Origin of the sequence: Streptomyces sp. NPDC050560 (assembly GCF_044457285.1) — a bacterium.
In the GTDB taxonomy this organism is placed as follows: Bacteria; Actinomycetota; Actinomycetes; order Streptomycetales; family Streptomycetaceae; genus Streptomyces.
Genome location: NZ_JBITGT010000003.1, coordinates 539,804 through 565,545, shown reverse-complemented (window position 1 = coordinate 565,545; position 25,742 = coordinate 539,804). Strand labels below are relative to the sequence as shown.

The following is a 25,742-nucleotide window of genomic DNA, read 5'->3' as shown; positions in this document are numbered from 1 at the left end:
GCGTGTCCGTGGACACCCCGATCACCCATTGGTGCGGTGTTGCGCCGCCGAAGTGGGTAGCATCCCGCTCCAACACACCTTTGCCACTCGGAAAGTGGGATGCGATGTCTGACGATGTGTCGGAACAGACCGGCCTCAAGAACCAGTACTCCTCACAGGTCGCCGCCGACCTCCAGAACAACACCGCTGAGCAGGAACGTATCGGCTCGGAGATCACCGCGTTGCAGGGCAGGCTCCAGGAGTTGGAGCGCGACCACTCCCTGCTGGAGACGGTGCAGAGCGCGCTGGGTGACACCGCGTCGGCACCCGCCGCCACCCCCGCGGCGGCGCCCGCGGCCACCGCGGCCCCGCGTTCGGCGAAGCTGCCGAAGGCGCGCAAGCCCTCCTCCGCGTCCGCGACGGCGAAGCCCGCCGCCCGGTCCAAGGCGGCGGAGAAGGGTGCCAAGGACACCGCCAAGCCGGCCGCCAAGGACGCGGGCACCGCGAAGGCGAGCCCCGCCAAGGACGCCAAGGCGGCGCCCGCCAAGTCCGCGAAGGGCGGCGCGAAGAAGGCCGCCCCGAAGCCGGTCGCGGCGAAGAAGGCGGCGCCCGCTGCCGCCGCTCCCACCCTGCGTGACCTGGTCAGCGAGCAGCTCACCTCGGCCGCCGAGCCGCGCTCCGCCGCCGAGGTGACCAGCGCCCTCGCCACCCTCCACCCGGACCGCAAGGCGAGCGCCACCGTGGTGCGCAACACCCTTGAGGCGTTGGTGGCGAAGGGGCGGGCGCACCGTTCCAAGCAGCAGAAGTCGGTGTTCTACTCGGCCGTCGGCGGCTCGGACGACGCCGCGGCGAAGGGCGAGGACGCGGGCGCGGCCGACGCCTCCTGACCTCTCGGCCCGGGGCCGGTGGGGCGGTGCGGCCGAAGGAGGGCACGTACACCCTCCGGCCGCACCGCCCCACCGGACGCCACCGCACCCCAGGCCCCTCCGCTACGTGCCGGACCTCGTGGGCACCGACGGGCTGGGGCTCGGTCCCCGGTCCGCCATGAAGGCGCGCCAGCCGCCCGGCGGTTTCTGGCCCACCTCAAGGCTGCGCAGCTTGGCGAGCACCGCGGGGTCCTGGGCGTCGAGCCAGTCCACGAACTGGCGGAAGGAGACCAGCCGCACATCGCGCGCGCCGTGGTGCGCCCGGTCCGCGATCCGCTTCAGCGCCTCCTCGACGGCGTCCATGTAGATGCCGCCGTTCCACTCCTCGAAGTGGTTTCCGATGAACATCGGGGCGCGGTTGGTCTGGTACGCGCGGTCGAAGCCCGCCAGGTAGGAGGCGGTGGCCTGAGTGCGCCAGGCCGGGTAGTTGTACGAGGGCGCGTTGGTGGAGTTGACGGACTGGTTGGCGAGGATGTTGTAGTCCATCGACAGCACCTCGAAGGTGTGTCCCGGGAACGGGATGCCCTGCAAGGGCAGGTCCCACAGGTCGTGGCGCTTGTCGGGCCAGCGCTGTACGCCGCCGGGTGACGAGGCGTCGTAGCGCCAGCCGAGTTCGCGGGCGGCGGGCAGCAGGTTGTCCTGGCCGAGGAGGCACGGGGTGCGCCCGCCGACAAGTTCCCTGTCGTAGTCGAAGGGCAGTGGCTGGTCCTCGTGCCAGCCGGTGTTGGTGCGCCACGTCTTGATGAAGCCGCGCGCCTGCTCGATCTCGCTGCGCCACTGCGCCGGTGTCCAGCGGGCGACGGAGCCGGAGCCCGCGCAGAAGTGGCCGTTGAAGTGGGTGCCGATCTCATGGCCGTCGAGCCATGCCTGGCGCACGTTCTTCAGGGTCTCCTTGAGGTGGGCGTCGCTGAGGTAGCCGATGTCGGAGGCGCCCACGGTGTTGTTCGGGGGGCGGTAGAGGCGCTTCTTTCCCTCGGGGAGGAGGTAGAGCCCGGAGAGGAAGAACGTCATCCGGGCGTCGTGGTCCTTGGCGAGCTTGAGGAAGCGGGGGAAGAGCCCGTTCCCCACCTCGCCCGCGCCGTCCCACGAGAAGACCACGAACTGCGGGGGCGTCTCCCCCGGCTCCAGGGCCACCGGCCGGGCCGGCTGCCGCGGCTGGCCGCCCGTATAGGCGGTGGAGCCGTCCCCGATGAGGCGCGGCGCGTTCTTGTGCGCCGGGGCGGCTCCGGGGGCCGCGCTGCGGCCCGCGTCCTTGGCCCTGCCCACGGGCTCGCGTTCCGAGCCGCAGGCCACGAGTCCCGCGGCCGCCGCACCGAGGCCGATTCCGAGTCCGACTGCGTTTCTCCGGCTGATCCCGCTCACTCGCCATCCCAACCCGTGACCTGCGCGGACACGTGCGTCGATCCGACAACCCGTCCCCCCGATACGACCGCACCATATGTCCGATAAGCATATAAATATGACATTCGGACCGGCGTGCCGGGTAAAGACGAGGCAAGGGCGGAGAGGGTGGGAAACGGCGCGCGAACCGGGCCGGGCCGGGGCGCGGGCGGCCTCAGAAGGGCGCGTGCCCGGCCGAGAACGCCTGGCATCGCGGAGCGGACCGAGGGTAACTGCGCACTGTCAGGCCGAGCCGGCTCCGGAGAGGGGTCCCATGAACCGCACGCTGCCGCGCATCCTCAAGGCGCCGCGACGACGGGAGCGGCGGCCCGAGCGCCGCCCCGCCGCGGCGGAACGCGAGCCGAGGCCGCCGACGGACGTGCCCGCGAGGCCCCGGCTGTCACGAGCGGTACGGGCGCTGGTGTCGCTCGTGGCGTTCGCGGCCATGGTCGCCTTCGCGGTGGCGCTGGCCCGCCTCACGCTGACGGACTCCCCCGGGTCCGAGTCGCTGACGCACACCAACCTGCACCCGGGCAACTCGCTGCGGTCGTACGTGGACCAGCCCGCGCTGCGCGACACCGTCAAGCAGGTGGGCGGCAACATCCTGCTCGGGGTGCCCTTCGGCCTCCTGCTGCCGGTGCTGTTCCCCAAGGCGCGCGGGCTGCTGCGGGTGCCGCTGGTGACGGCGCTCGTGATGCTGCTGGTCGAGGCGGTGCAGGGCACCCTGCTGACCGGGCGCGCCTTCGACATCGACGACGTCATCCTGAACACCGCGGGCGCCCTCGTCGGCTATCTGCTGCTCGGCCGCAGGATGGGGCGGGCGATGCACCCGCCGCGGCGGCACTGGTGGCAGCGCCGGGAACGCCGGAAGGCGGCCACCGGATGAGCCGGTGACCGCCCGGGTGGTGCCTCGTGCATCCCGGTCCCGCGCGCGGCGTCGCCACGCGCGGGACCGCTCCTCGCTCCGGAGGGCCGGGGCGCCATGGCCCGTCGGGGTGGGCCGCGGCGCCGCTGTCCTACGGGTAGGAGGTGACCACGGACGGGACGGTGTCCGTGCCCGAGGTCGCGGAGCCGGTGTCGTTGATCACGTGCGCGTACTGCCCCATGCCGCCGAGCGAGATCACCATGATGTCGTGGAACTTCACGTTCGCCTTGTCGGGCGCCGCGAAGCCGTGGTCCTGGATGATCGAGGGGTCGGCGGTGTAGTTGCAGTAGCTGCCCATGCCCCACGCCTCGTGGTTGTTCACGGAGTCCGCGACCTTGTAGGCCGCGTAGCCCCGCGTGTCACCGTCCTGGATGGAGCCCTGGTCGGGCGCGTCGTACGCCTTCTCGTTCTGGAAGAAGATCGTACGGCCGTTCTCGCCGTTCCACTGGACGTCGTACTTGTTGAAGTGCTCGACGAACAGTCCGGTGGCGAGGACGTCATCGCCGTTGACGATGAGCCCGTTGTCGGCGCGGTTGGTCTCCCAGCCGACGCCGTCGCCGTGGTCGGCGCGCCAGATCCAGGTGTGGTCGATGAGGGTGTCATCGCTGTTGATCACCATGCTGTTGGTGGCCTTGCCGGGGCCCGCGCCGCCGATCCGGACGAAGACGTCCTGCACGGAGGTCGGGTTGTCCGCGTGGTCCGTGGACGCCCCTTCGGGGCCCACCTGAAGGAGCGTGTCCGAGTTCGTCGCACCCGCGTCGATCAGGAATCCGGCCAGCTTGACACCGTCGACATCGCCGACGTGCATCGCGTCCACGCCGTTGTCCGGCACCAGGGTGGCGTAACCGAGGCCCAGCACCACCGTGTTGGCGCGCTGCACGTCGATCGTCTGGTCCAGGTGGTAGACACCCGGCGTGAACAACAGGTTCAGGCCCTGGTCCAGGGCCTGGTTGATGGTCTCCGCGGTGGCTCCCGGCTTGACCACGTAGAACTGGTCGAGGTCGATGGAGTCACCGGCAGGCGCGCCGTGGTCCCAGGTGACGCCCGAGGAGTTGGTGCGCTTCGACGGGACGAACACCTTGTAGGTGTCGCCGTCCAGGTACAGGAACGGCTTCTCCCGGGAGACCGGGGTGCTGTCCAGCGTGGTGTACGGCGGGTCGGGGAACGAGGTGCCGGGGGCACCCTGCACCCCGGAGAACACCATGTTCCACACGGCGTTCTGCCAGCCGCCGACCGAGCTGTCGCGGGTGTACCACTGCTGCTGCGAGTAGGGGCCCACGGTGCCGTCGATCTTGCTGTCGGCGATATAGCCGCCGCTCGCCCAACCGTAGCCGTTCGGCGCCAGGTTGAGCCCGCCCTTGACGTGCATGCGGCGGAACGGCGCGGCCTGCGCCACCGCCCAGCGGTCCTCGCCGCTGACCGGGGTGAGGGCCATGTTCTCGGCGCTGCGCCAGAAGTTCTGGGTGGCGTTGCCGTCGAACCAGCCGGCGTCCACGGTGACGTCGCCGTTGATCTGGACGTCGTCGGGCGAGAGGCCGAGGCCCGCCACCGAGGTGTAGAAGCCGAGCTGTGCGTTGAGCCCGTTGTACGTTCCGGGCTTGAACATCACCTCGTAGCGGCCGTCGCCGAACTGGGCTTTCTCCTGCTTGCTGAAGATGTCGTCGAGCTGTCCCTGGATGTTGGGCGTCGACGGGTCGAAGACCAGGACGTTGGGACCGAGGTCGCCGCCGCCCGGGACATCGGCGGTGACCGCGTTCGCGGGCAGCCCGGGCAGCAGGGCCAGCAGCGCGGCCGAGGCGGCCGCCGCCAGCGCGGCGACGAGGGATCTGCGCCCGCGCGCAGGCGGACGCGCCCGGCGAGGGGGCGCCGGACGCGTGGGAGGAGAAGGCATGGGGGATCTCCTGGTGTAGAGGGCTGCGTCTTGCCGTGTGTCCCACGGAGAGAGAGCGCTCTCCGTTGCCGTGGGATACTTGTACCCCCTTGGGCGCCGCGTCAAGAGTTGTGCACGGAACAGCCGTTGGCGTCGGCGAGGGGCGGGGTCCTCGGTGCATCGGCGGGCAACTCCGGGGCCGAATACCGGTGTTTGACGGCTATCACCGCTTTGCCCGAGTTCAGGATCTTGCGGTTATCGCCATCGCTCCGCCTTCCTGTGATCAAGACATGAAAGAAACCCGTGAGTGCCGCCGTGACGTCGGGCTTCGTACCGCGCCGGTGCCGCACGGACGGCCCGGTGCCGTCGCGGGGCTTGACACTCCCTTACTTCACTTCTTAACTCAAGAGTCGAACCGGGCACCCGCGCCGCGCGCCGCAACACGCGCGGATCGTCGGATCGCCTTCCGCGTCCGGCGTGTGTACGGCCGGGCGGGTGAGGGCGGAGCCCGGTGCCCCACCGCACCACGCGTACGGCCCGGCCAGAACCGGCAGCACCACGCACGGCACACCCGCACCTCCCCCCACGGCACACCCCACGCAACAGCGAACCCCCCACACCGAAGGGAGAGTCATGAACTCCCCGCGCTCGAAGCGGCGGCTGCTGATCGCCGCCATCGCCGCACTCCTCGCGGCCCCCGCCGTCGCCGTCCCGGCCACGGCGAGCGGCTCCCACTCCCCGGCGCCCGCGGTGCGCGCCGACGTCTTCAGGGACACCTTCGACGGGCCCGCGGGCTCCGGAGTCGACGGCTCGAAGTGGCAGTTGGAGACCGGCGACAACGTCAACAACCACGAACGGCAGTACTACACCTCGGGCACCAACAACGCGGCGCTCGACGGCGACGGCCACCTGGTGATCACCGCCAAGCAGGAGAACCCGGACAACTACCAGTGCTGGTACGGCACATGCCAGTACACCTCGGCCCGGATGAACACCTCGGGCAAGTTCTCCGCGCAGTACGGACACGTCGAGGCGCGCATGAAGGTGCCGCGGGGCCAGGGCATGTGGCCCGCGTTCTGGATGCTGGGCGACGGCGGCGCCGGATGGCCCCAGCAGGGCGAGATCGACGTGATGGAGAACGTCGGCTTCGAGCCGAACACGGTGCACGGCACCATCCACGGCCCCGGCTACTCGGGCGACGCGGGCATCGGCGCCGGCTACTCGCTGCCCGGCGGCGCGGCGTTCGCGGACGACTTCCACACCTTCGCCATCGACTGGGCGCCGGACTCGATCACCTGGTCGGTGGACGGCAACGTCTACCAGACCCGTACGCCCGCCGACGTGAACGGCAACGAGTGGGTGTTCAACCACTCGTTCTTCCTCATCCTCAACCTCGCGGTGGGCGGCTACTGGCCGGGCGACCCGGACGGCAGCACCTCCTTCCCGCAGCAGTTGGTCGTCGACGAGGTGTCGGTGACGACCGCGGACAGCGCGGCGGCGCTCAAGCACTGACGCCGCATCAGGGAGCGGGGCTCGGACGAGAGGCCCCAGGTGTCTCCCACCGGGTGCCGTACGCGCCGGACGGCGGCGCCCGGTGGGTGGCTGACGGGCGTGGTGCGGGCGAGCCCGCGCCGCGCCCGTCGAACTGCCGCCCCAGCCCCGTGGGAGGGCCGGGGCGGCTCCTGCGCGCTTGCGGCGTCTCAGGTGCCGAGGGTGTGCAGCGACGCCCAGAGCCCGACGACGGCCACCGCGAGCGAGGCAGGCACCGTGAGGACCCCGAGGACGGTGAAGCGGCGGATGCCGACGGGGTGGTGGTGCCGGTGCGAGATGCGCCGCCACAGCAGGGTGGCGAGCGAGCCCGCGTAGGTCAGGTTCGGCCCGATGTTGACGCCGAGCAGCACCGCGAGCACCGGGCCCGGGCCCGCGTCCGCGGTCAGCGGCAGCAGGACGAGCACCGCGGGCAGGTTGTTGATGCAGTTCGCGAGCAGCGCGGCGAGCCCCGCGACCGCGAACAGCTCGACGAGGCCGCTGCCGCCCGGCACGAGGTGCCCGAGGGCGCTCTCCAGGCCGTGGTCCACCACCGCGCGCACCACGATCCCCAGGGACAGCACGAACGCGAGGAACGGCACCGCCGCCGCGTTCACCAGCCCCCGTACCGTGATGTGGCCGCGCAGCAGCGCCCGTACGGCGAGGACCGCGGCGCCCGCGGCGGCGACCCAGGCGGGCTCGACGCCGACAGCGGAGGCGACCGTGAACCCGGCCAGGGTGAGCGCCACCGTGACGAGGGCGAAGACCGGGAAGCGCGGCCGCTCCTCCACGGCGGGCGGCAGCCGCTCCGCGGCCAGGTCGGCGGCGAAGAAGCGGCGCAGCACGACGTACTCGACGGCGATGGCGGCGGCCCACGGCAGCGCCATCAGGACGGCGAAGCGGGTGAAGCTCAGTCCGCTGGCGGCGAAGGCGAGCAGGTTCGTCAGGTTGGACACCGGCAGCAGCAGGGACGCCGTATTGGACAGGTGGGTGCAGGCGTAGCTGTGCGGGGCGGCCCTGGCGCCGAGCCGGGCCGCGGTGGCGAACACCACCGGGGTCAGCAGCACCACGGTGGCGTCGAGGCTGAGCACCGCGGTGGTCAGCGAGGCGACCACGAACACCGCGCCGAGCAGCCGGTGCGGCGAGCCCCGCGCGGCCCGTGCCATCAGCGCCCCGCAGGCCCGGAACAGGCCCTCGTCGTCGCAGAGTCGGGCGAGTACGAGCACCGCGGCGAGGAAGCCCACGACGGGCCCGAGCCTGGCGGCCTCCTCACGCGCGTGGCCGAGGCCGATCGCGCCCGAGGCGAGGGCCACCGCGGCGGCCGGTACGGCCACGGCGGCCTCGGGCAGCCCGAAGGGGCGTACCACCGCGGCCACGAGGACCGCGACGAGCAGGACCGCGGAGAGGGCCTCGTAGAAGGTGTTCAAACGTGCCCGCTCCCCGTGTTGTGATGATCGGCCAGCCCATGGTCATTATGGTCATCATCGCGCGCGCCCCGGCCCCCGCGCGGTATGCGGGGGCCGGGGCGTGGTCTCGCCGCTCGCTCGGGGCGGGGGGCTACTCGTCCTCGGGGGTGGCCGGCAGGGTGCCGGTGCGGGCGATCCGGGAGTACCAGCGGGCGCTCGACTTGGGGGTGCGCCGCCCGGTGGGGTAGTCGACGTAGACGGCGCCGAACCGCTTGCTGTAGCCGTAGGACCACTCGAAGTTGTCCAGCAGCGACCAGAGGAAGTAGCCGCGGACGTCGACGCCCGACGCGATGGCGCGGTGCACCGCCTCCAGATGGCCGTGGAGGTAGGCGATGCGCTCGGGGTCGCGCACCTCGCCCGAGGGGTCGGCGTAGTCGTCGTACGCGGCGCCGTTCTCGGTGATGACGAGCGGCAGCCCGGGGGCGTCGTCGCCGATCCTGTGCAGCAGGTCGTACAGGCCGCTGGGGTCGACGGACCAGCCCATGGCGGTGGTGCTGCCGGGGGACTGGTGGAAGCCCACCTGGTCCGCGCCGGGCCAGGGGCTGTGAGCGCTGGCGCCGTGGCCGTCGGCGGTGTGGCTCGCGGTGTCGTCGGCGGCGGAGACGAGGGTGGGCGAGTAGTAGTTGACGCCGAGGAAGTCGAGGGGCTGGCGGGCGGTGGCGGTGTCGCCGTCCCTGACGAAGGACCAGTCGGTGAGGCGGGCGGTGTCCGCGAGCAGGTCCTCGGGGTAGGCGCCGTCGAGCAGGGGCCCGAGGAAGACCCGGTTGGCGACGGCGTCGATGCGGCGGGCGGCGTCGACGTCGGCGGGGGCCTGGGTGCGGGGCCTGACGTGGTGGATGTTGAGGGTGATGGAGACCGGGGTGTCGGGGGCGAGCGCGGCGCGCACCGCCTGGGCGGCCTTGCCGTGCGCGAGGTTGAGGTGGTGGGCGGCACGCAGGGCGGCGACCTGGTCGGTGCGGCCCGGCGCGTGCACCCCCGAGGCGTAGCCGAGGAAGGCGCTGCACCAGGGCTCGTTGAGGGTGGTCCAGCTCTCCACCCGGTCGCCGAGCGCTTCGGCGACCAGGCCCGCGTACTCGGCGAACCGGTCGGTGGTGGCGCGCTCCGGCCAGCCGCCCGCGTCCTCCAGTTCCTGCGGCAGGTCCCAGTGGTAGAGGGTGGCCACGGGCCTGATGTCGTTCGCCCGCAGCTCGTCGGTGAGCCGCCGGTAGAAGTCGAGGCCCTTCTGGATCGCGGGGCCGCGTCCTGTGGGCTGCACCCGGGGCCAGGAGACGGAGAACCGGTAGGCGCCGACGCCGAGTTCCTTCATCAGCGCGACGTCCTCGCGCCACCGGTGGTAGTGGTCGGTGGCGATGTCGCCGGTGTCGCCGTTGCGCACCCGCCCCGGGGTGCGGCTGTAGGTGTCCCAGATGGAGGGGGTGCGCCCGTCGACCGCGGCCGCGCCCTCGATCTGGTAGGCGGCGGTGGCGGTGCCCCAGGTGAAGCCGGGCGGGAAGACGCGCGCCTCGGGGCTGGCGGGGGCCGGTGCGGTGCCTGGGGGCCGGGTCACGGTGGTCATCTACGGGTCCTTCCGGTGGGTGGGTCGGCGGGCGGGACGGGTCGGCTCCTGCCGCCCGGCGCGCGGCGGCGCGGGTCCGGCGCCTGCGGCTGCCGGGGGCGGCGGGCGGCGGTGCGGCCATGGGTGTACTGCCCAGCGCGGGCGCCCGCCAAGAGGGACGCGTCGTCGCGGGTGTGGGCGGCCACCGGCGTATGGGGGCGAAGGGGACGGGCCGGGCGGCGCGCCCGCTCACGCGGGATGCGGCGCAGGGCCGCCAGCAGCCGGGCGAGGCCCGCGCGGAACCGGGCGTACCGGCCCCCGCGGGGTGCGGGGGCGCCGGTGCGGCGGTGGGTGCGGGGCGCCGTGGCGTGGCGGCGCCGCGCCCCGGGGTGCGGGCCCGCGGCGGCGGGCCTGGGCGCCGCCGCGGGCGACGGGCGACGGGCGCGGCGGACCGCGCGGACCGGTTCCTCGCGGCCTCCGGCTGCGGCCGTACGGTGGCGGGCACCGGGGGTGCGACGGGCGGAGTGCGGGGTGGTGCGCGGGGTGGTGTGGGCGGAGCGGGCGACGGGGCGGGCCGGGCCGCGGGGCACCGTGTGCGGGTGCGTCCACGGGGCGTGGCAGGGGGCGACCGGGGGCTCGGCCGAGCGCTCGGCCGGGGGCTCGCCGCGGCCTTTGCGGGCCCGCCCCGCCGGGCCGGGGCCGCGTCCGGCCGCCATGGCGAGCACGGTGAGCGCCGCCACGAACCCGGACCGCACGGTCCGCCGGGCCCCGCGGACTCGTCGCATGCCGTTCCCCTCCCGTGCGGCGCCCCCCGGTATCGGCCGCCGCGCGTCGAGGTGGCGCGAAACCGCGGTTGGGAACGTTCCCACTGTTGCACCTTACGGGAGAGTGGGAGCGTTCCCAAGGGGCAGGACCAGGGCTTCCGGGATCTGGCAGAATGCGCCGCCGAGGGGCCATGCGCGGGCCATGGCCGCCCGGGAGGGGCCATGGGAGGCGGTCGGCGGCCGACCATCAAGACCGTGGCGGCGCGCGCGGGGGTCGGGCGCACCACCGTGTCACGGGTGGTCAACGGCTCGGAGCTGGTGAGCGACCGGGCCAGAGAGGCGGTGCTCGCGGCGATCGCGGAGCTGGGCGACGTGCCCAACTCGGTGGCGCGCGGCCTCGTCACCAGCAGGACGGACGCGGTCGCGCTCGTCATCCCGGAGTCGGAGAGCAGGCTCGGCTCCGAGCCGTACTTCTCGGCCGTGATCAGGGGCGTGAGCGGTGGCCTCGCCGCGACGCGCACCCAGCTCCAGTTGGTGCTGGTGCGCGACAAGGGCGAACTCGACCAGCTCACCAGGGCGGTGGCGGCCCGCCGGGTGGACGGGGTGCTGCTGGTGTCGGTGCACGAGGACGACCCGCTGCCCGGCCTGCTCGAAGGGCTCGGGCTGCCGACGGTGCTCGCGGGGCGCCGCTCCCCGCACGAGACGCTGAGCCATGTGCACTCGGACAACGTGGGCGGCGCCGCGGCGGCGGTGCGCCATCTGCTGGAGCGCGGGCGGCGCACGGTGGCGACGGTCGCCGGCCCCCAGGACATGGACGTGGGCAGGGCCAGGCTGCGTGGCTGGCGGGACGCCCTCGCGGCCGGGCCGCGGGACGCCGAACGGCTCGTGGCGGCGGCCGACTTCACCGAGGACGGCGGGCGCGCGGCGATGCGCGCCCTGCTGGCGCGGGCGGGGGACCTCGACGCGGTCCTCGTCGCCTCCGACGTGATGGCGGCGGGCGCGCTGCTCGAACTGCGCCGCCAGGGCAGGCGGGTGCCCGACGACGTGGCGGTCGTCGGGTTCGACGACTCGATCCTGGCGCGGCACACCGATCCCCCGCTCACCAGCGTCCGCCAGCCGGTCGAGGAGATCGGCGAGACGATCACCCGGGTGCTGCTCGACGAGATCGCGGACCCCGCGCTGCCCAGGCGGCAACTGACGCTTCCCACGGAGCTGGTGGTGCGCTCCTCGTCCTGAGGCGCCCCGGGACGCGGGGGCGCAGCCCGGTGGAGGCGGCCGCCCGGCGATCGTTATGCTGCGGCCCAAACGTTCAAACGAACATCCGGGGTGGCGAGGGGGCGGTCGGGGTGCGGGAGCCGGTGGACGCGCGGCGCCGCAGGATTCTCTCCGTGGTGGACTCACGGGGGGCCGTGCGGGTCACGGAGCTTGCCGCGGAGCTGGCGGTGTCGGTGGTGACGCTCCGCCGCGACGTGGAGCAGTTGGCCAGGGAGGGCAGGCTGCGCAGGGCGCACGGCGTCGCGCGGTCCCTGGCGCCCGCCGAGGTCCCGGCGCCCCGGGCGCCCGCGCGCGGTGACGGCGCCGTCGCGGTGGTGGTGCCCGAGCGGCACTCGTACCTCTACGAGGCGCTGCACGGGGCCCGTTCCGTGTGCGAGGCGGCGGGGCTGCGTATCGCGCTGCACATCGCGCCGCCGCCCGCGGGCGCGGAACGGCCGCTGGTGGAGAGGGCGCTGGCGGACGGCGCGCGGGGGCTGATCATCGCGCCGCGGTGGCGCAGCGCGGCGATGGAGCGCGCCGACTACGGCTGGCTCGCCGGGGTGGGGGTGCCGACGGTGCTGATGGAGCGCAGGCCGCGGGCCGGAAGCGCGCTGCACGCGCTGGACTCGGTCTGCTCCGACCACTGGTACGGCATCCATCTCGCGGTGGAGCACCTGGTGGGTCTTGGGCACCGCAGGATCGTGCTGGCCGCGCGCGACGACAGCCCGACCGCGCGGGCCGTCAGGGCGGCCTTCGCCGAGATCGCGGCGGCGCGCGCGGAGGTGGAGGACTGGTCGGTGGCGCTGTCGTCGCCGGGGGCCGCGCCCGGCACCGAGGACGCGACGGCCGCCGGGGACGTGGGCCGGGAGCCGCTCGACCTCGCGGCGCTGCTGCGCGGGCGCGGGGCGACGGCCGCGGTGCTCCACGGTGACGTGGACGCGCTGATCCTGGTGCAGCGGCTCGTCGCGGGCGGGGTGCGGGTGCCGGAGGACTGCTCCGTGGTCGCGTACGACGACGGGGTGGCGGCGCTCGGCAGCACCCCGCTGACGGCCGTGGCACCGCCCAAGACGGAGATCGGCCGTGCCGCGGCCGAACTGCTGCTGCACCGCCTCGCGGCGGGCGCCGGCCCGGCGGCCCCGGTGCGCCGTGTCGAGCTGCTGCCCGAGCTGAAGCGGCGGGGCTCGACGCGGGAGCCGGGGCGGTAGCGGAGGCGAGGGCGACGCGGTGGAGGGGCGATGGCGGGCCACGGCGGGGGCGGCGGCCGGGTGCGGGAATGGGGCGTAACGGCGGACTCCGGGCGATCGTTTGACCGATTCACAGTTCTTCTGATCGGTGTCTTGACCCCATACGGTCGGCCGATCAGTATTCCCGTGTCCCGAACCGGAGCCGTCTGAGCCGCGGGAGACCTCCATGCCTGGCCGACTTCCTGGGCCGTCCCACGAGGCGTCACCCTTCCCACGCCCCGTCCGCCCGACCCGACGCGGCGCCCTGGGCGCGCTCGCCGCCGTGCCGCTCGCCGGGGCGCTCGGCGGCTGCGGGGGCGGTGGCGCGGGCGGCGGGGCCGGCGGGCGGCGGCGTCTCACCTTCTGGTCGGCGCTGCGCGGCAGCCAGGAGGTGGTGGACGCCTTCAACAGCGGCCAGGACCGCATCCTGGTGGACTTCCAGCAGATACCGGCGGGGCCCCAGGGCGGCTACACCAAGCTCAGCAACGCCGCGAGGGCGGGGAACGCGCCCGACGTGGCCACGCTTGAGTACCCCCAGGTGCCGGGCTTCGCCATCGACGGTGTCGCGACCGACATCACGGACCTGGTGGGCGACGGGCTGCGGGCGAAGCTGCTTCCGCAGGCGCTCGGGCTCACCACCTTCGACCGCCGGGTGTTCAGCGTGCCGCTCGACGTGGAGCCGATGGTGATGTTCTACCGCAGCGACCTGTTCGAGGAGGCCGGGCTGCGACCGCCGCGCACCTGGGAGGAGTTCGAGGCGGCGGCGCGCACCGTGCGGGCCCGGGACCGCGAGCGGCGGATCGCGATCTTCCCCACGGACGGCGCCGAGACGTTCGCCGCGTACGCCTGGCAGGCGGGCGCCCAGTGGTTCGACACCCGCGGCGGCGCCTGGAACGTGTCGCTCGCCGACTCCCCCACCCGCGAGGTCGCGCGCTACTGGCAGCGGCTCATCGACGAGGACCTGGTCTTCGTGAACCCGGGCAGCAGCAAGGAGAGCGACGCCCAGATCGCGGGCGGCCTGATCCTGGCGCGCTTCAGCGGCGCCTGGGACGCGGGGGCGCAGATGAGCGCCCGCCCGGGGCTCACGGGGCGGTGGCGGATCGCGCCGATGCCGCAGTGGGACCCGGCGAGGCCCGCGGTGCCCACCCAGGGCGGCTCCACCTTCGCGGTCACCAAGGACTGCCGGGACCGCGAGGCGGCCATGGAGTTCATCGCCTGGCAGGTCGCCGACCCGGCGGCGGCGCGTGCCCGGCTCTCCAGCGGGGCCAGCAGCCAGTACCCGGCGGCGCCCGGGCTCGTGCCGGTGGACCGAGCGGCGTTCGACCGCGCCTACTACGGCGGCCAGGACATCTACCGGCTCTACGACGAACAGGCGCACCGGATCAGGGACGGCTGGCTCTGGGGGCCGCGGATGCTCTCGACAGGGGCCGTGATGCAGGACGGCTTCGCCCGGGTGAGCGGCGGCCAGGGCACCCTCATCGACTCGGTGCGCGCGGCCCAGCGCGGCACCATGCCGGACCTCAGGGCGCTGGGCCTCGCCACCACGGAGCACAGCACCTGAACGCACGGCGGCGGCACGAGGACACCCCCCGCCCCCGGCGCACGCACCACTCCCCCGAAGCGCCCGTACCCCCACCCCCGCGCATCCGGCGCGTCCCCCGTATCCCCGCGACCCCCAATTCCCCACAGCCGAGAGGCAGGTGACTTCCATGGCCACGACCACCGCGCACGCCGCGTCGGGTGCCACCGCCCCGGCGGCCGTACGTCGGCCGCGCGGCACGGTGCGCTCGGCGCGGCGGCGCCGCCTCGGCGCCTGCGGCGTCCTGATGGCCCCGTTCTTCGCCCTGCTGGTGACCGTGTTCCTGATCCCGGTGGGCACCGCCGTGTGGCTGAGCTTCTTCGGCGCCGACGAGCCGGGGCTCGGCTTCGGCCCCGAGCACACGGTGTTCGTCGGTCTGCGCAGCTACGCGGCGGTGCTGACCGACCCCACCTTCCTCGGCGGCCTCGGCATCGTCCTGCTGTACTGCGTGATCTATCTGCCGCTGCTGGTGGCGGGCGCGCTTGCGCTGGCGCTGCTGCTGGACTCGGGGGTGGTGCGGCTGCGCGCCTGGGCGCAGTTCGGGCTCTTCCTGCCGCACGCGGTGCCCGGGATCATCGCGGCCATCATCTGGCTCTACCTGTACACGCCGGGGCTGAGCCCGGTGATCGACCTGCTGAACCGGGCCGACATCACGGTGGACTTCCTCGGCATCCACACGGTGGTGCCGTCGATCGTGAACATCGCGCTGTGGAGCAACCTCGGCTACAACATGGTCGTCTTCTACGCGGCGTTGCAGGCGGTGCCGCGCGAGGTGGTGGAGGCGGCGGTGGTCGACGGCGCAGGTCCCGTGCGCACCGCGCTCCAGGTGAAGACGCCGCTGATCAGGCCCTCGCTGGTGATGGTGGCGATGTTCACGCTGATCTGGGCGCTGCAACTGTTCACGGAGCCGATGCTGCTGAGCCAGTCGACGCCGATGATCAGCTCCAGGTTCTCGCCGAGCATGTACATCTTCGACGCCGCGTTCACGCGCAACAACTACGGCCTCGCCGCGGCGGCCTCGGTGGTGCTGCTGGTCTGCACCATCGCGCTGTCGTACGGGGTGACGCGCTGGACCAGCCGCGCCGACCTGCCGAAGGAGGCCGCCAGGTGACCGCGACCGCGCCGTACGCCCCCGCCGCCGTGCCGGGGCGCCGTCCGCGCACCCTGGGCAGGGCCGCCGTACGGGTGGTGGTGGGCCTCTCGGTGCTGTACACGCTGCTGCCGGTGCTGTGGCTGGTGCTGGCGTCGGCGAAGGACCGGGACGCGCTGTCCCGCAGCGACCTGCTGTCGTTCGGCGACTTCTCGCTCCTGGCCAATCTGCGGGCCCTGTTCACCATGGACGACGGCGTCTACGGCCGCTGGTACGCCAACAGCCTGCTGTACGCGGTCGTCGGCGCCGCCGTCGGAGCGCTGGTGAGCGTGGCGTGCGGGTACGCCTTCGACAAGTACGCGTTCCGGCACAAGGAGAAGCTGTTCGGCCTGGTGCTGGCGGCGGTGATGGTGCCGCAGACGGTGCTCGCGCTGCCGCTGTACCTGATGGCGTCCGAGGCCGGGGTGGTGAACACGTACGCGGCGGTGCTCGTGCCGGTGCTGTTCAATCCGTTCGGGGTGTACCTGGGGCGGATCTTCAGCCAGGGCTATGTGCCGGACGAGGTGCTGGAGGCGGCCCGGGTGGACGGCGCGGGCGAACTCGCCACCTACGCCAGGGTGTCGCTGCGGATGCTGGCGCCCGGGTTCGTGACGGTGTTCCTCTTCCAGTTGACGGCGATCTGGAACAACTTCTTCCTGCCGATGGTGATGCTGTCCGACCAGAAGCTCTATCCGGTCAGCCTCGGCCTGTACACCTGGAACAGCTCGGCCTCGGTGACGCCCGACTACTATCCGGTCGTCGTCGCGGGCTCGCTGCTCGCGGTGCTGCCGCTGATCGTGGCGTTCGCGCTGCTCCAGCGGTTCTGGCGGTCGGGGCTCACCGCGGGGGCCCTGAAGTGAGGCGCGGCGACGGGCCGGGCGGCACGTGAGCCGTGTCGCACCGGAGTTTGCCCGCGCCCGCAGCAGCCAGACTCTTCTGGGGTCCGCCACCGCGGCTCCCGCGTCCGTCCGCCGCACCGCCGTACAGGAGCGCCATGCCCAACGTCCCCCGCCGCCCCCGCACCGCGCTCGCCATGCAGCGGGACGCGGCGGCGGCCCTCGTCTCCCCCGCCTCCCTCACCGCCCTGGCCGAGGTGTGCGACCTGGTGCCGCCGCCGGTGCTCGACGACTTCGCGGCGCCGCGTGCCGCCGAGGTGCTCGCCGGGGTGGAGGTGCTGCTGACCGGCTGGGGCTGCCCGCCCATCGACGCGTCCGTGCTGGACGCGGCGCCCCGGCTGCGGGCCGTGGTGCACGCCGCGGGCACGGTACGCGGCCATGTCACCGACGCCTGCTGGGAACGCGGCATCGAGGTGTCGTCGGCCGCGGCGGCGAACGCGCTGCCGGTGGCCGAGTACGCGGTGGCGATGATCCTGCTCGGCGGCAAGCGGGTGCTGGAGCGCGCCCGTGACTACCGGGCGACGCGCCGCCGCGGCGGGCGCCTGGACACGCACGGGGACCTCGGCAACTACGGCGCCACGGTGGGCGTCCTGTCCGCCTCGCTGGTGGGCCGCCGGGTCATCGAGCTGCTGCGCCCCCACGACCTGCGGGTGCTGCTGTACGACCCGTATCTCGCCGCGGGCGAGGCGGAGCGTCTCGGGGTGCGCGCGGTGGGCATCGAGGAGCTGTTCGCGGCGAGCGACACGGTCAGCGTGCACGCCCCGCTGCTGCCCGCGACCCGGGGCCTCGTGAGCAGGGCGCTGCTGGAGTCGATGCGGCCGGGTGCGCTGCTGCTGAACACGGCGCGCGGCGCCGTCGTCGACCAGGACGCGCTGACCGAGCTGGTGTGCGCGGGCCGTCTCAGGGCCGTACTCGACGTGACGGAGCCCGAGGTGCTGCCGCCCGGGCATCCGCTGTGGGAGTGTGAGGACGCGCTGATCACTCCGCATCTGGCCGGGTCCCAGGGCAACGAGTGGCAGCGGCTCGCCGACGCCGCGATCGGCGAGCTGGCACGGTGGGCGGCGGGCGAGGACTTCGCCCACCCCGTACGACGCGAAAGGCTGGCGTACCTGGCATGAGTTCCCCTCTCGAACTCCCGGGCGACGAACGGGACATCAGTCCGCACACCGGCTACTCGCGGGTGCACTGGGAGGCGGCGGCCGACGGGCTGCTGCGGGCCGCGTGGCGGTGGGCGACGCCGGGCAGCGCGCTGCTCGACCTGCCGGGCCCGCCGTCGGTCTCCGGGGTGCGCTCCGACGGGCTCGAAGGGTACGCGCGCACGTTCCTCGCGGCCGCCTTCCGGGTCCGCGGGGCCGGCGGCAAGGACCCGTACGGGCTGCTTGAGCGGTATGCGGCGGGGCTCGCGGCGGGCACCGCGTCCCCCGGCGACGACGGTCCCGAGTCCTGGCCGCCGGTGCGCGACCACACCGTGTCCGGGCAGCCGATGGTGGAGTCCGCCTCGGTGGCGCTCGGCCTGCGGATGACCCGGCCGTGGCTGTGGGACCGGCTCGACGAGGGGGTGCGCGAGCGGGCCGCGGAGTGGCTGCGCGGGGCGCTGCGGCACGTCCCGGCGCCGAACAACTGGTACCTGTTCCCGTTCACGGTGGCCGGGTTCCTCGACGCGGTGGGGCTGGGCGACGCGGAGACCGCGCGGGCGCGCGAGCGGGCGCTCGGCCTGCTGGACGGCTGGTACCTCGGCGACGGCTGGTACTCGGACGGCGACGGCCGCGCCTTCGACCACTACAACGGCTGGGCGCTGCACCTGTATCCGGTGCTGGACGCCCATCTCGGCGGCGACACCGCCCTGTTGGAGCGGTACGGGGCGCGCCTTCGCGCACACCTGGAGAGCTACGGGCTCTTCTTCGGCGGCGACGGCGCCCCGGTGCACTACGGCCGCTCGCTGACCTACCGCTTCGCGACCGCCGCTGCGGTGGCGCTCGGCGCGGTCACCGGGCACACCCCGCTGGCGCCGGGGGTGTCGCGGCGGCTGATCAGCGGGACGCTGCGGTACTTCATGGACCGCGGCGCGGGCGGCTCCGACGGGCTGCTGAGCCTGGGGTGGCACGGCCCGCACCCGGGGACGCTCCAGCGCTACTCGGGCCCCGCGTCGCCGTACTGGGCGAGCAAGGCGTTCGTGGCGCTGCTGGCGCCCGGGGAGCACCCGCTGTGGACGGCGCGCGAGGAGCCCGCGCCGAGCGAGGGCCCCGACCGGGTGCTGGCGCTGCCAGGACCCGGGTTCCTGGTGCACTCGACGGGCGCCGACGGGGTGGTGCGGCTGCACAACCACGGCAGCGACCATGTGCGCCCGCACGAGGGCGAGGCCGGTTCGGGCCCCGCGCCGCACTACGACCGGCAGGCGTACTCGACCCGCACGGGCCCCACCGCGGCGCTGAACGTCCCGGACAATCACCTGTGGGTGGAGCTGGCCGGGGTGGCGAGCGGGCGCGGCCGGCTGACCCCGCTGGGCGCGGGCGGCGGCGCGGGCTGGGGCTGGGCGGCCTCGTCGCACCGCCCGGTGTTCCCGGCGGGCGCGCCGCTGGTGCCGGGGCTCGCGGTGACGGCGGTGACGGTGGTCCACGGCCGCCATGAGCTGCGGGTGTACCGGGTCGTGGGACTGCCGGACGGTGCGAGGGTGCGGCAGACGGGCTGGGCCACGGGTCCCGAGCAGCAGGCGCTGGTGTCGGCGCTGCATCCGCTGGTGGGGTGGGACGCGTCGGACCGGGTGCGGGCCCCGGAGGGGACGGCGTTCACCCGCTGGGCGCTGGTGCCGAGGCTGACCGCGGAGCGGCCCGCGCGCACGGTGCTGCTGGCGTCGCTCGCCACGCTCACCGCGGAGTCCGATCCCGCGCCGCTGTCCGAGGCGGTCGCCCGGGTCCTCCAGGGCTCGGACACCCTGACCGTGGAGTGGTCGGCCGGTCCGCGGACCACGGTCGCCTTCGAGCCGCTGTCGGTGGAGCACGGCTGAGGACGGGGCTGGCCGACGTGGCTGACGGTACGTCAAGTCCGGGCGTGGGCCGCGGTGTTCCGGTACGTGCAGCCGTGGCCCGGTGCTCCCTGGGCGCGCGTGGGGGTGGAGGCCGTACGGGCGGTTCTGCGGCTCAGTGTGCCGCGCCCCGCACCCGTCCCTCCAGGACGCCGCGCCAGTCGGCGCGGGCCTCGGGCGCGCCCTCGGTCCTGGCGGTCCTGGCGCGGCGGCCGCCGCGGGCGAAGAAGTCGGCGAGCGGGAGGGTGGCGGCGCCGACGGTGACGGCGTCGGGGCCCAGCCTGCCCAGCTCGATGGTGACGCGGGCGCCGGGGTGGCGCAGCGCGTAGCCGTCGGCGTAACGGCGGACGGCGGGAAGCATGTAGGGGCCCAACTGGAGCCCGGCCCAGCCGCCGATGAGGACGCGCTCGGGGCCGAACAGGTTGACGAGGTCGGAGATTCCGGCGCCCAGGTACTCGGCGGTCTCGTCGAGGACGCGCACCGCGACCGGGTCGGGCTCGGAGCCGTCGGCCGGTCGTGCGGCGGCGAGCAGGGCGGTGACGCCGTGCTCCTCGTCGGTGCCCTCGGGCAGGGTGCCGCCCGCCTCGCTCCAGCGCTGCAACAGCGCCTCGGAGCCCGCGTACGCCTCCAGGCAGCCGCGGGCGCCACAGCGGCAGCGCCTGCCGCGGACGCTGACGGTGAGGTGGCCCCACTCGGCGGGGCTGCCGCCGGGGCCGCCATGGATGGTGCCGTCGGTGACGATGCAGGCGCCGACGCCGGAGCCGAACAACACGATGGCGGCGTCCCGCGCGCCGCGCCCGCCGCCGAACCACATCTCGGCCTGGCCGAGGGCGCGGGCGCCGTTGTCGATGAAGTAGGGGATCTCCGCGGGGAGTTCGACGGCGGCGCGCAGGCGCTCCTCCAGCGGTACGTCGCGCCAGCCGATGGTCTGGCCGTGGACGACGGTGCCCCGGGCGCCGCCGCGGTCCACGATGCCGGGGACGCCGACGCCGACGCCGACGAGGACACCGGGGTCGATGCCCGCCTCGCCCATCACCTCCGCGACGCCCTCGGCGATATGACGGACGATCAGGTCGACGTCATAGCGGTCGTCGGTCAACGCACGCTCGGTGCGGGCCAGTTCGACGAGGGCGGCGTCGAACGCCTCGATCCTGACGCGGGTCTCGCCCACGTCCACCCCGATGAGGCCGCCGCTCGACGGGGCGACCCGCAGCAGGGTGCGGGGTCTTCCGCCGTCCGAGTCGACGACCCCGGCGTCCTCCAACAGGCCGTCCGCGGTGAGTTCGGAGACCACGTTGCTGACAGAACCCGAACTGAGGCCGGTCGCGGGCCCCAGCGCCTGGCGGCTCATCGGCCCGTCGAAATACAACCGTTGCAATACCGCCGCCCGGTTGGCCCGGCGCAGGTCACGCACGGTTCTTCTGTTCCGCTCCGCCATGTGGCTCCTTCCCTGTCCGCAAGATACCCCTGCACAACCCCTTGACGCGACCTTCCCTCAGGATTTAACTCACGTCCTAAATTAAGCCCTGGCGCACTTCAAGAAGTGAACACACCGTCTCCAGGACCTCCCCGGAAAGGGGCGTATCCGACATGCGCAGACTCCGAGCCGCGGCCGCCTTCACCACCGTCACCGCACTGGCCGCGACCATGGCCGCCTGCGGAGGCGGCAGTTCCGGCGGCGGGGGCAGCAACGACAACCCCAAGAGCCTCACCTACTGGGCCTCCAACCAGGGGCCCAGCGTCTCCGCGGACAAGAAGATCCTCACGCCCGAGCTGAAGAAGTTCGAGAAGCAGACGGGGATCAAGGTCAAGCTGGAAGTCGTGCCCTGGTCGGACCTCTACAACCGCATCCTGGCGGCGACCACCTCGGGGCAGGGCCCCGACGTGCTCAACATCGGCAACACCTGGTCGGCCTCGCTCCAGGCGACCGGCGCGCTGCTGCCGTGGGACAGCAAGAACTACGGGAAGATCGGCGGCAAGGACCGCTTCGTCGACTCGGCGGTCGCCTCCACGGGCGCCGCGGGCCAGGACCCCTCTGCGGTGCCGCTGTACTCGCTCGCGTACGGCCTCTACTACAACAAGAAGATGTTCGCCGACGCCGGCCTCAGCAAGCCGCCCACCACCTGGGACGAGCTGGTCGCGGACGGCAAGAAGATCTCCAAGGACAGCAAGTGGGGCCTGGGCGTCGAGGGCTCCAACCTGGTCGAGAACATCCACCACGCCTTCGTCCTCGGCAAGCAGCACGGCGCCGACTTCTTCGACGCGCAGGGCAAGCCCACCTTCACCTCGCCCGGCGCGGTGGCCGCGGTGAAGCAGTTCGTCGACTTCATGGGCGCGGACAAGATCGTCGCCCCCGGCAACGCCGAGTACGCGCAGAACCAGTCCCTCCAGGACTTCGCGCAGAACAAGACCGCCATGGTGATGTGGCAGGCCGCGGGGACCTCGCTGAAGGCCCACGGGATGAAGGACTCGGACTGGGGCGTGGCGCCGGTCCCCGTCCCCTCGGGGCAGCCGGGCGCCGGGAAGCAGACCAACTCGATGGTGGCCGGGATCAACATCTCGGTCTTCAAGAACACCAAGAACATCGACGGCGCCACCCAGTTCGTGAAGTTCATGACGAGCGACGCGGAGCAGAAGGTCCTCAACAAGGCGTACGGCTCGGTGCCGCCGGTGAAGGCGGCGCAGGAGGACCCGGCGTTCGCGAAGCCGGAGACCCAGGTGCTGAGGGACGCGCTGTCCAGCAGCGCCACCGCGCTGCCGCAGGTGCCGAACGAGGGCCAGTTCGAGACCGCGGTGGGCACCGCCATGAAGGACCTGTTCGCGGACGTCGCGGCGGGCCGTGCGGTGACGACCGACTCGGTCAAGGAGAAGCTGGCCAAGGCCGAACAGCAGATGCCGAAGAGCTGATCCGATGACACCCCCCTCCACCGTCGCCGCTCACGAGCAGGCACCGCCGGACGGCGTCCCCGCGCCGCCGCCCGGCGGCGGCGGGAAGCCCCGGTCGAGGCTCCGGCTGCCCGACCGGCTGCGCCGCGTCAGCCTGCCCTACCTGCTGCTGCTCCCCGCGCTGCTGCTCGAACTCCTCGTCCACCTGGTGCCGATGGTCGTCGGCATCTTCATGAGCTTCAAGGAGCTGACCCAGTTCTACCTGCGGGACTGGGGCGCCGCCCCCTGGACGGGGCTCGACAACTTCCGCCTCTCGGTGGACTTCGACGCCCCCGTCGGCAAGGCCCTGCTGCACTCGTTCTGGGTGACGTGCCTGTTCACGGTGCTCTCGGTCGGCCTGTGCTGGCTGATCGGCACCGCCGCGGCCGTCTTCATGCAGGACGACTTCCGCGGCCGCGGCCTGCTGCGGGCGATCTTCCTGACGCCGTACGCGCTGCCGGTGTACGCGGCCGTGATCACCTGGGTGTTCATGCTCCAGCGGGACAACGGCCTGGTGAACCACGTGCTGCACGACCAGCTCGGGCTCACCGACAAGCCGGCGTTCTGGCTGATCGGCGACAACAGCTTCTACGCGCTGCTGGCCGTGTCGGTGTGGAAGGGCTGGCCGTTCGCCTTCCTGATCATCATGGCCGGGCTCCAGAACATCCCGCAGGAGCTGTACGAGGCCGCGTCCATCGACGGCGCCGGGGTGTGGCAGCAGATCCGCCGCATCACCCTGCCCTCGCTCAGGCCGGTCAACCAGGTACTGGTCCTGGTGCTGTTCCTGTGGACGTTCAACGACTTCAACACGCCGTTCGTGCTGTTCGGCAAGGCCGCCCCGGAGGCCGCCGACCTGGTGTCCATCCACATCTACCAGGCGTCGTTCGTCACCTGGAACTTCGGTACCGGCTCCGCGATGTCGGTCCTGCTGCTGCTGTTCCTGCTGCTGGTGACCGCGGTCTACCTGCTGCTCACCTCCAGGGGAAGGAAGACCGCCGATGTCTAGCGCCTCCCCCGCCGTCGCCAAGGGCGGGCCGGTACGCGCCGAAGGGGCGCGGCGCACCGCGGCGCGGCGCTCCCCCACCGCGCCGCCCCGGTCCTTCCTCTGGTCACGGCGGATCTTCCTGACGGTGCTGAGCGTCTTCGTGCTGGTGCCGATCTACGCGATGGTGTCCAGCTCGCTGAAGCCGCTCGGGGACGTCTCGCACAAGTTCCGCTGGCTGCCCAGCAATCTGACGTTCCGCCCGTACATCGACATCTGGAAGACCGTCCCGCTCGCCAAGTACTTCGTGAACTCGCTGATCGTGGCCGGCGCGGCGACGGTGTGCTCGGTGGCCGTCGCGGTGTTCGCCGCGTACGCCGTCAGCCGCTACCGCTTCCGCGGCAAGCGGGCGTTCACGGTCGCGGTGCTCTCGACCCAGATGTTCCCCGGCATCCTGTTCCTGCTGCCGCTGTTCCTGATCTACGTCAACATCGGCAACGCGACCGGGATCGCCCTCTTCGGCTCGCGCGGCGGTCTGATCCTCACGTATCTGACCTTCTCGCTCCCGTTCTCGATCTGGATGCTGATCGGATACTTCGACTCGGTGCCCAGGGCGCTGGACGAGGCCGCGCTCGTCGACGGCTGCGGGCCCATCAAGGCGCTGATCCGGGTCATCATCCCGGCGGCGGTGCCCGGCATCGTCGCCGTCGCCATCTACGCCTTCATGACCGCGTGGGGCGAGGTGCTGTTCGCGTCGGTGCTGACCAACGACACCACGAGGACCCTGGCCATCGGCCTCCAGGACTACTCCACCCAGAACGACGTGTACTGGAACCAGATCATGGCCGCCTCGCTGGTGGTCAGCGTGCCCGTGGTGGCCGGATTCCTGCTGCTCCAGCGCTATCTCGTCGCGGGATTCACGGCGGGAGCCGTCAAGTGACACCACAGGAAAGGACCCCCGTGCCCTCAGCGCCCGAGCCCATCGACCTCGCCGCCCTGCCCAAGGACTTCCTGTGGGGCGTGGCCACCTCGGCGTACCAGATCGAGGGGGCCGTCGACGAGGACGGCCGCTCCCCCTCCATCTGGGACACGTTCTCGCACACCCCGGGCAAGATCGACGGGGACGACCACGGCGACGTCGCCTGCGACCACTACCACCGCTGGCCCGAGGACCTCGGCCTGATGAAGGAGCTGGGCGCGGGCGCGTACCGCTTCTCGATCGCCTGGCCGAGGGTGCTGCCCGGCGGGGACGGCGAGGTGAACCAGGCGGGCCTCGACTTCTACGACCGGCTCGTGGACGCGCTGCTCGCGGCCGGGATCACCCCGAGCGCCACGCTCTACCACTGGGACCTGCCGCAGGTGCTCCAGGACCGCGGCGGCTGGCCGAACCGCGACACGGCCGAGCACCTGGCGCACTACGCGTCGGTGGTCGCCGGGCGCCTCGGCGACCGGGTGCCCCAGTGGGTGACCCTCAACGAGCCGCTGTGCTCCGCCTGGATCGGGCACTTGGAGGGGCGGATGGCGCCCGGCCTCGCCTCCATCGAGGCGGCCGTTCCCGCGTCGTTCCACCTGCTGCTCGGGCACGGCCTCGCGGCGCAGGCGATCAGGGCGGCGGCTCCCGGCGCGTCGGTCGGCATCGTGAACAACCTGTCCACGGTGGAGCCCGGCGGGACCTCCGAGGCCCATGTGGCCGCCGCGCGCCGCGCCGACGGGCACACCAACCGCTGGTGGCTCGACCCGGTCCACGGGCGCGGCTTCCCGGCGGACATGCGGGAGGTGTACGGGGTGGACCTGCCGGAGCGCCCCGGCGACCTCGCGACGATCGCGCAGCCGCTGGACTTCCTCGGCCTGAACTACTACTTCCCCGCGGTGGTGGTGGACGACCCCAAGGGCCCGCTGCCGTACGCCCGCGCGGTGCGCAGGCCGGGGGTGCCGCGCACCGGCATGGACTGGGAGGTCGACGCGGGCGGCATCGAGGCGCTGCTGATGCGGCTGACCGAGGAGTACGGGGCGCGCAGCATCTTCGTGACGGAGAACGGCTCCTCGTTCCCCGACGTGGTGCGCTCCGACGGCACCGTGCACGACCCCGAGCGGGCCGGCTACCTCCAGGACCACCTGGCGGCGTGCGCGCGTGCGGTGCGGCGGGGCGCCCCGCTGCACGGCTACTACGCCTGGTCGCTGATGGACAACTTCGAGTGGGCGTACGGGTACGACAAGCGGTTCGGCCTCGTGCACGTCGACTACGAGACGCAGAAGCGGACCGTGAAGACCTCGGGGCGGCGGTACGCGGAGATCATCAGGGCGCACCGGGACCTCGCGCTGCGGGCCGCCTGAGGCGCGGCACGCGGCCGGGCCCCTCCT

Annotated in this window: 19 protein-coding genes; 14 read left to right on the top strand and 5 right to left on the bottom strand. The window is 73.1% G+C overall.

The genetic code is table 11. From position 1 onward, the window contains the following. The first annotated feature begins 104 nt into the window (after window positions 1–104). Window positions 105–866, top strand: a complete 762-nt coding sequence (locus ACIBIW_RS09905; protein WP_399333927.1) for a hypothetical protein — start codon at window positions 105–107, stop codon at window positions 864–866. Window positions 867–968: 102 nt separating this feature from the next. On the opposite strand, the gene ACIBIW_RS09900 is transcribed toward ACIBIW_RS09905, so the two are convergent. Further along, a complete protein-coding gene (locus tag ACIBIW_RS09900; protein WP_399333925.1) occupies window positions 969–2,267 on the bottom strand; it encodes a hypothetical protein in 1,299 nt (432 codons plus the stop codon). 292 nt (window positions 2,268–2,559) lie between these two features. Between ACIBIW_RS09900 and ACIBIW_RS09895 the strand changes: the two genes are divergently transcribed. Beyond that, the gene (locus ACIBIW_RS09895) at window positions 2,560–3,171 is read left to right on the top strand and encodes a VanZ family protein (protein WP_399333923.1); all 612 of its coding nucleotides are present in this window, start codon (window positions 2,560–2,562) and stop codon (window positions 3,169–3,171) included. Window positions 3,172–3,301: 130 nt separating this feature from the next. Here the strand turns inward: ACIBIW_RS09895 and ACIBIW_RS09890 are convergent, their stop codons facing one another. Then, on the bottom strand, window positions 3,302–5,101 hold the full coding sequence (locus ACIBIW_RS09890) for a coagulation factor 5/8 type domain-containing protein (protein ID WP_399333921.1): 1,800 nt from the start codon (window positions 5,099–5,101) through the stop codon (window positions 3,302–3,304). Window positions 5,102–5,713: 612 nt separating this feature from the next. Between ACIBIW_RS09890 and ACIBIW_RS09885 the strand changes: the two genes are divergently transcribed. After that, a complete protein-coding gene (locus ACIBIW_RS09885) occupies window positions 5,714–6,592 on the top strand; it encodes a family 16 glycosylhydrolase (RefSeq protein ID WP_399333919.1) in 879 nt (292 codons plus the stop codon). Window positions 6,593–6,780: 188 nt separating this feature from the next. Here the strand turns inward: ACIBIW_RS09885 and ACIBIW_RS09880 are convergent, their stop codons facing one another. Both ACIBIW_RS09880 and ACIBIW_RS09875 read right to left on the bottom strand, forming a co-directional pair. After that, entirely contained in the window at window positions 6,781–8,034 is a 1,254-nt protein-coding gene (locus tag ACIBIW_RS09880) for an SLC13 family permease (protein WP_399333917.1), read from the bottom strand. 130 nt (window positions 8,035–8,164) lie between these two features. Further along, entirely contained in the window at window positions 8,165–9,628 is a 1,464-nt protein-coding gene (locus ACIBIW_RS09875) for a GH1 family beta-glucosidase (RefSeq protein ID WP_399333915.1), read from the bottom strand. Between the two features lie 965 nt (window positions 9,629–10,593). Between ACIBIW_RS09875 and ACIBIW_RS09870 the strand changes: the two genes are divergently transcribed. From ACIBIW_RS09870 to ACIBIW_RS09840, 7 genes are all read left to right on the top strand, one after another. Then, entirely contained in the window at window positions 10,594–11,607 is a 1,014-nt protein-coding gene (locus ACIBIW_RS09870; RefSeq protein WP_399333913.1) for a LacI family DNA-binding transcriptional regulator, read from the top strand. 110 nt (window positions 11,608–11,717) lie between these two features. Then, a complete protein-coding gene (locus tag ACIBIW_RS09865) occupies window positions 11,718–12,830 on the top strand; it encodes a substrate-binding domain-containing protein (protein ID WP_399333911.1) in 1,113 nt (370 codons plus the stop codon). Between the two features lie 205 nt (window positions 12,831–13,035). Beyond that, the gene (locus ACIBIW_RS09860; RefSeq protein ID WP_399333909.1) at window positions 13,036–14,409 is read left to right on the top strand and encodes an ABC transporter substrate-binding protein; all 1,374 of its coding nucleotides are present in this window, start codon (window positions 13,036–13,038) and stop codon (window positions 14,407–14,409) included. Window positions 14,410–14,557: 148 nt separating this feature from the next. Next, window positions 14,558–15,538, top strand: a complete 981-nt coding sequence (locus ACIBIW_RS09855) for a carbohydrate ABC transporter permease (RefSeq protein WP_399333907.1) — start codon at window positions 14,558–14,560, stop codon at window positions 15,536–15,538. Further along, window positions 15,535–16,416 (top strand): carbohydrate ABC transporter permease, encoded by an 882-nt coding sequence (locus tag ACIBIW_RS09850; RefSeq protein ID WP_399333905.1) that lies wholly within the window; start codon window positions 15,535–15,537, stop codon window positions 16,414–16,416. Before ACIBIW_RS09855 ends, ACIBIW_RS09850 begins: the two co-directional genes overlap by 4 nt. A gap of 134 nt (window positions 16,417–16,550) precedes the next feature. Next, window positions 16,551–17,570, top strand: a complete 1,020-nt coding sequence (locus tag ACIBIW_RS09845; protein ID WP_399333903.1) for a hydroxyacid dehydrogenase — start codon at window positions 16,551–16,553, stop codon at window positions 17,568–17,570. Then, complete coding sequence (locus ACIBIW_RS09840; RefSeq protein ID WP_399333901.1) at window positions 17,567–19,456, top strand: DUF2264 domain-containing protein; 1,890 nt, start codon at window positions 17,567–17,569, stop codon at window positions 19,454–19,456. Before ACIBIW_RS09845 ends, ACIBIW_RS09840 begins: the two co-directional genes overlap by 4 nt. A 133-nt stretch (window positions 19,457–19,589) precedes the next feature. Here the strand turns inward: ACIBIW_RS09840 and ACIBIW_RS09835 are convergent, their stop codons facing one another. After that, window positions 19,590–20,912, bottom strand: coding sequence for an ROK family protein (locus ACIBIW_RS09835; protein WP_399333899.1), 1,323 nt, complete (start codon window positions 20,910–20,912; stop codon window positions 19,590–19,592). A 152-nt stretch (window positions 20,913–21,064) separates the two neighbouring features. On the opposite strand from ACIBIW_RS09835, the gene ACIBIW_RS09830 reads away from it, so the two are divergent. The 4 genes from ACIBIW_RS09830 to ACIBIW_RS09815 are packed head-to-tail and all read left to right on the top strand — an operon-like array spanning window position 21,065 to window position 25,715. After that, window positions 21,065–22,381, top strand: a complete 1,317-nt coding sequence (locus ACIBIW_RS09830; protein WP_399333897.1) for an ABC transporter substrate-binding protein — start codon at window positions 21,065–21,067, stop codon at window positions 22,379–22,381. A 4-nt stretch (window positions 22,382–22,385) separates the two neighbouring features. Then, window positions 22,386–23,405 carry a carbohydrate ABC transporter permease gene (locus ACIBIW_RS09825; RefSeq protein WP_399333894.1) on the top strand — a complete coding sequence of 340 codons (1,020 nt, stop codon included), beginning with the start codon at window positions 22,386–22,388 and terminating at the stop codon, window positions 23,403–23,405. After that, window positions 23,398–24,321, top strand: a complete 924-nt coding sequence (locus ACIBIW_RS09820; protein ID WP_399333892.1) for a carbohydrate ABC transporter permease — start codon at window positions 23,398–23,400, stop codon at window positions 24,319–24,321. Before ACIBIW_RS09825 ends, ACIBIW_RS09820 begins: the two co-directional genes overlap by 8 nt. Before the next feature lie 20 nt (window positions 24,322–24,341). Next, a complete protein-coding gene (locus ACIBIW_RS09815) occupies window positions 24,342–25,715 on the top strand; it encodes a GH1 family beta-glucosidase (protein ID WP_399333890.1) in 1,374 nt (457 codons plus the stop codon). Window positions 25,716–25,742: the final 27 nt, after the last annotated feature.